The following is a 5376-nucleotide window of genomic DNA, read 5'->3' on the forward strand; positions in this document are numbered from 1 at the left end:
CCTTTGCAAGGGCCAGATGACCGCACTGAAAACCCAGTCTGTGAACATCCGCAATCCGCTCCTCCAGGGGCAGCTTTTTTGTGTCGTGTAATCTGATTCCTAACTGCATCTTTCCTCCTCCAATTCATCTACGCCGATCAGTTCGTATGCGTCTCCAGTCTGTCCTTCGATCCGCACATGATCCAAAACCAGTCTTGCAACATTTCTTGCAAAAAGTCCTCTTTTGCTGCTTTTTTCGACACCCTCCGACATAGCAGGAACATCTGTTTTGGCATTTTCCGCAAAGCTGATGGATATGTTTTTCATTATGATTTCTTCGATTTTCTGCTCGGGCAGGCCGTCAAAATACGCTGCCGCCACATGGCAGTTTGTACACTCCATATTCTCAAAGACCATTTTCTTAATTGACGGCGTTCTGTCATCTACCGGGTACGGCTCTCTTGACTGCACATATTTTGTCTTTCCATCCGGGTCGCAGAAATAAAAGGCGTTGACTACCAAAGGCGTCATCACATGATCCAGAGTCAGGTTCCTAAAAACAATATTGCTTAAGACAGCATCCTTTCCCCTTCCCCGCCTGGTCTTGATCCGAAGCCCCCTGTCCGTATGGCGGAAAATGCAGTCCTCCACAGTGAGATTCACAACGCCTCCTGCCATTTCGCTGCCTACGGTCACGGCCCCATGCCCATTTTCCATAAGGCATTGGCGGATATGAATATCCTCCGAAGGAGTTTTATGCTTCCTTCCCATGTAAATCTTGCCGCTCTTGACTGCGATACAGTCGTCTCCCAGTGAAAAGCGCACACCCAGAATCTCCACATTCTTGCAGGATTCCGGGTCCAGTCCGTCCGTATTAGGGGAATCTGCCGGATTTTCCACTGTCAATGCAAGAAATCTGAGATCATTGCTGAAATAGGGATGTAAGGTCCAGGAGGGTGAATTGCAGAATTTCAATCCCTGGAGGGTAATATTTTTACAGCCGCTTAGAAAGAAAAGCCTGGGGCGGAAGGCAATATTCATCACCTTGGGATCCTTCCACCAGTTTTCCTTAGAGGCGTTGCCGTTTATGACGCCCTCCCCGTACAGCACCACGTCCTCCACGCCAACGCCGCAGATAATGCCGGAAAACATGGGAAGAGGATTGCCCTCCCAGGTTCCCAGATTATATTCGTCCGTCTCGTCATAGCTTTCGATCATGCCCGGGAACACAGGAAAACGAGTTCTGTCCGTGTCTGCTTTCAGCTCCGCCCCCTTGGCCAGTTCCAGGCGGATATGGCTCTTTAAAAACAGGCTGGTAATCCGGTAGGTGCCTGCGGGAAAATAAATCCTGCTGTTTCTGGGACAGGCCATAATGGCCGCCTGAATAAAATGGGTATCGTCCTGTATGCCGTCTCCCTTGGCTCCGAAGCGGGTCACATCCAGCGTCACAAACTCATAATCAGTTTTAAAGGACACCTCCCCCACCTTCTTTTGCCCGTCATACACCTCTATCAGCTGCCTGGAATCGGGTTTAAGACCGTACAGGGAGGTAATGGTGCGGTCAGAGGTCGTCTTTTCTGTGCCGTTTACAAAGATACGATAGGGACGCAGCGTAAAATAACGACCGCCATCTTTTATTTCAATCACGGCGCTTCTGGCCGTGTGCATCACATGAATAATTTCCATTTTGCCTCTCCTTTAACAAAACACCTGATATTTTTCTGCCAAAAGCACATAATCCTGGCAGGCCTGTCTCACAGCGCAGCGAAACAGCTCGCAGGCCCTGGAATCTTTCCCAGCCCATACGCTGTCTCCATCCTCCTTAAGATAACGGCTTATGATTTCTTTTACATTTTCTTTAAAGATATCAACAAGCTCCCTATAATATTCATAAATCTCAGGACTCATACAGTCAATGGTGCGAATCAGCATATCCGCTGCGGCAGCTGCGTTTTCAAAGGTGTAATCCTGCTTCAGCAGCCTGTTTATCGTCCGTATCTGGGCCAGAATATCAGGATAGCCTTCCTTTTTGTTGCAGGCCGTCTCGTATGCCGCATAAACAGGATAGACCCACCTGGCAGCCTCATACCGGTCAGGATCGATGGACTCCATGTCAAAAATCCCCTCCTGCGTTCTGGGCAGCTTTTTCAGTTCCTCTACAACACCGGCTGCCGCCTGGGGGTCTTTCTTTCGGATGCTTTCATAAGCCTCCTTCAGCCGTTCTTTCATGCTCATATCCTTTTCCTCTCTCCTTTTTTTAGGGCTGAAACCCCTATAAAAAATACCTGCGCGCCCTGAGCCGGTGTGAGCTTACTCACAGAGCGCCAAAACCGCAGGTATTTCTCATATATCATTGAATCATCGCCGCCTTTTACAGCGTCCTTTGGGAACCGCCGGCGGTTAAAGCGTCACGCCCTGTTTGAAAATCGCCATATCGTGGAAGCCTGCCGCCTCAGAGCATACCTGCTTTCCGGAGGCTACCTCCACCACGTAATCAAACAGCTTCTTCGTTTCCTCAGCCATGGTGCTTCCCTCCACCAGAACGCCGGCGTTAAAGTCAATCCAGTTGGACTTTCTGCCAGCCAGCCCGGAATTGGTGGAAATTTTCACGGTGGGAACCGGAGATGCAAAGGGGGTTCCTCTTCCGGTGGTAAACAGCACAATGTGTGCCCCTGCTGCAGCCAGGGCGGTTGCAGCCACCAGATCGTTGCCCGGAGCGCTGAGCAGATTCAGGCCCGGCGTTTTTACCGTCTCCCCGTAGGCCAGCACTCCCTTCACCCGAGCGCTTCCTGATTTCTGGGTACAGCCCAGGGATTTATCCTCCAGAGTGGAGATGCCGCCCTTTTTGTTTCCGGGAGAAGGATTCTCATAAATGGTCTGGTTGTGGCTCTTGAAATAATTTTTAAAGTCATTAATGAGAGCCACCGTCTTTTCAAACAGCGCTTCATCCGCGCAGCGGTTCATCAGTATGGTCTCCGCTCCAAACATTTCCGGCACCTCTGTGAGAATAGTGGTGCCTCCCTTGGAAATCAGAAGGTCTGAAAATTGGCCCACCAGGGGATTGGCCGTGATGCCGGAGAGACCGTCGCTTCCTCCGCATTTCATGCCCACCACCAGGCGGCTTACGCTGATGGGCTCTCTCTCAAAGCCCGCCGCATAGTCGATGAGTCCCTTGATAATCTCCACTGCCTGGACGATCTCATCCTCACATTCCTGGGCCACTAGGAATTTCACTCTGTTCTCATCGTACTCGCCAATATAAGACTTCAGTACGTCAATATTGCTGTTTTCACAGCCCAGCCCCAGCACTAGGACACCCCCTGCATTGGGGTGGTTGATCAAATCTGCCAGGATAGTTCTGGTGTGCTCCTGATCGTCGCCCATCTGGGAGCAGCCGTAAGGGTGAGGGAATGCAATTACCTCTTCCACACTGCCCTTTACGAAAGCGTTTGCCGCTCTGGCGATGGCGGTGGCCACGTTGTTCACGCAGCCCACAGTGGGAATGATCCAGATTTCGTTGCGCACGCCCACCTTGCCGTCAGGCCTTTGAAAGCCCTGGAAGGTAACATCCTCCGTTCTTTTTTCCTCCACGGGCACAGGCTCATAGGTGTAGTCAAGAAGCTCACCCAGGGCCGTCTTGATATTGTGGGTGTGTATCCACTCACCCTCCTTGATATCCTCTGTGGCGTTGCCGATGCGGTAGCCGTACTTGATCACCTCGCCGCCCTTCTTGATATCGCAGATAGCCATTTTATGGCCTGCGGGAATATCCTGGCCTGCGGTGACGGTTTTTTTTCTCCCGTCCCACTCTACCTGAATCTGCTCTCCCTGGGGAATGGGCACAAGCGCCACCACCACATTGTCTTTATCGTTGATTTTTAAGAAATTCTGCATAATGCCGCCCTCATACCATTTTTCTTGATATCATCCAGATAAGCGGTTACCGCGTCGGTAAGCCCCGCCACCTGATTCAGATCCTGGCCGAAGAAATCTTCTTCTCCCAGAAATGCGGTTACAAATGTGCGCGTATCCTTCTCGCAGTTATCCCGGAAGAATTCCAGCACCTTCCTGTCATCCATAATGTTATATTCCTGACCGTTTCTGTGTCCGATCAGCGCCTTGTCACGAATCTCTGTTCCCGTATAGAAGGCCATCAGCGCAGCTAAAGAGAAGGCAAGGTGCACAGGAAGCTTTCCGGTTTTCTCCACGTATCCCAAAAGGCTGGGCATACACCTTGCTCTCCACTTGGAAACAGAATTTAAGGAGATGGAAAGCAGCGCATGCTTCACATAGGGATTGTTGAAACGAGTGATCACTGCCTCTGCAAACTCCTTAAGCTCTGCCTCAGGAAGGGTCAGCGTGGGAATCACCTCGTCGAAAATGGTCTTCATCATGAAGTTTCTAATGTCATCGTCATCCATGGATTCCTTCACATAATCATTGCCTGCCAGATAGGAGGCCAGCACAAAGGAGGTGTGGGCGCCGTTTAAAATGCGCACCTTTCTCTGCTTATAAGGCTTTTGATTGTCCGTAAAAATTACAGGCAGTCCTGCATCGGGAAGGGGAAGCTCCTTGCTGATGTCCTTCTCGCTCTCAATGACCCAGAGGGCAAAGGGCTCTCCCGTCACCAGAAGATGATCCTCATAGCCCAGCTTTTCCCATTCTTCTTTCTCGTTGTCACGAGGATAGCCGGTGATAATGCGGTCTACCAGGGTAGAGGTGAAAATGCAGGCCTCGTCCACCCAGGTCTTAAAGTCGTCGCCCAGCTTCCAGAGATCGATCAGCTGCATCACGCACTTTTTCAGCATGATGCCGTTGTCATCAATCAGCTCTACGGGAAGCATTACAAGACCCTTTTCCTTATCTCCCTTAAAGGTTTCAAACCGGCGGTACAAAAACTGAGTCAGTTTGCCGGGAAAGCTCTTGGGAGGCTTTGCATCAAACTGATCCGTCTCATCGTATACGATTCCCGCCTCAGTGGTATTGGACACTACAAATCTCAGGGTATCCAGCTCTGCCAGGCTCATGTATTTTTCGTATTCCGTGCTGGTGTCCACCGCGTCTGCAACACTGGTGATCTTTCTATTCAAAACCTTCGCCTCGCCGTCAACGATTCCTCTCAAGGAAACCGTGTACTGGCAGTCCTGTCTGTGGAACATTTCCAGATTGCCAAACTCAATGGGCTTGATCAGCACAATATCCCCGTCGAACATGCCCTTCTCATTTGCAATGTCGATCATGTAATCCACAAATCCGCGGAGGAAATTCCCCTCTCCAAACTGTACTACTTTGACAGGCCTTTCCTTTTTGCCAGTCATTGCTTTGTTTAAGATTTCCATTTCTGTTTTGTCCTCCATTCCGCGCTCTCCCGCAGTTTAAATCCGCGCCCTCTCAGGG

At 50.5% G+C, this 5376-nt stretch carries 4 protein-coding genes; all 4 read right to left on the reverse strand.

Annotated features, from left to right (window positions below; all coding sequences use genetic code 11):
- Positions 1-99 precede the first annotated feature (99 nt).
- The 4 genes from AC1WIP_RS10630 to AC1WIP_RS10645 all read right to left on the reverse strand — a co-directional run bounded on the left by AC1WIP_RS10630 (position 100) and on the right by AC1WIP_RS10645 (position 5318).
- Positions 100-1665, reverse strand: coding sequence for a glycoside hydrolase family 28 protein (locus AC1WIP_RS10630; RefSeq protein ID WP_481141804.1), 1566 nt, complete (start codon positions 1663-1665; stop codon positions 100-102).
- A gap of 12 nt (positions 1666-1677) precedes the next feature.
- Positions 1678-2214: a hypothetical protein gene (locus AC1WIP_RS10635; RefSeq protein WP_481141805.1), complete on the reverse strand. Its 537-nt coding sequence runs from the start codon at positions 2212-2214 to the stop codon at positions 1678-1680.
- A 165-nt stretch (positions 2215-2379) separates the two neighbouring features.
- Complete coding sequence (locus tag AC1WIP_RS10640; RefSeq protein ID WP_481141806.1) at positions 2380-3873, reverse strand: UxaA family hydrolase; 1494 nt, start codon at positions 3871-3873, stop codon at positions 2380-2382.
- The gene (locus AC1WIP_RS10645; RefSeq protein ID WP_481141807.1) at positions 3858-5318 is read right to left on the reverse strand and encodes a tagaturonate reductase; all 1461 of its coding nucleotides are present in this window, start codon (positions 5316-5318) and stop codon (positions 3858-3860) included. The genes AC1WIP_RS10640 and AC1WIP_RS10645 overlap by 16 nt, the downstream gene beginning before the upstream one ends.
- Positions 5319-5376: the final 58 nt, after the last annotated feature.

This window comes from Acetatifactor sp., assembly GCF_982438285.1.

Bases quoted from the DNA above. Each gene is read 5' to 3' on its own strand.
- AC1WIP_RS10645 (WP_481141807.1), bottom strand. From the start codon at position 5,318: ATGGAAATCTTAAACAAAGCAATGACTGGCAAAAAGGAAAGGCCTGTC.
- AC1WIP_RS10630 (WP_481141804.1), bottom strand. From the start codon at position 1,665: ATGGAAATTATTCATGTGATGCACACGGCCAGAAGCGCCGTGATTGAA.
- AC1WIP_RS10635 (WP_481141805.1), bottom strand. From the start codon at position 2,214: ATGAGCATGAAAGAACGGCTGAAGGAGGCTTATGAAAGCATCCGAAAG.
- AC1WIP_RS10640 (WP_481141806.1), bottom strand. From the start codon at position 3,873: ATGCAGAATTTCTTAAAAATCAACGATAAAGACAATGTGGTGGTGGCG.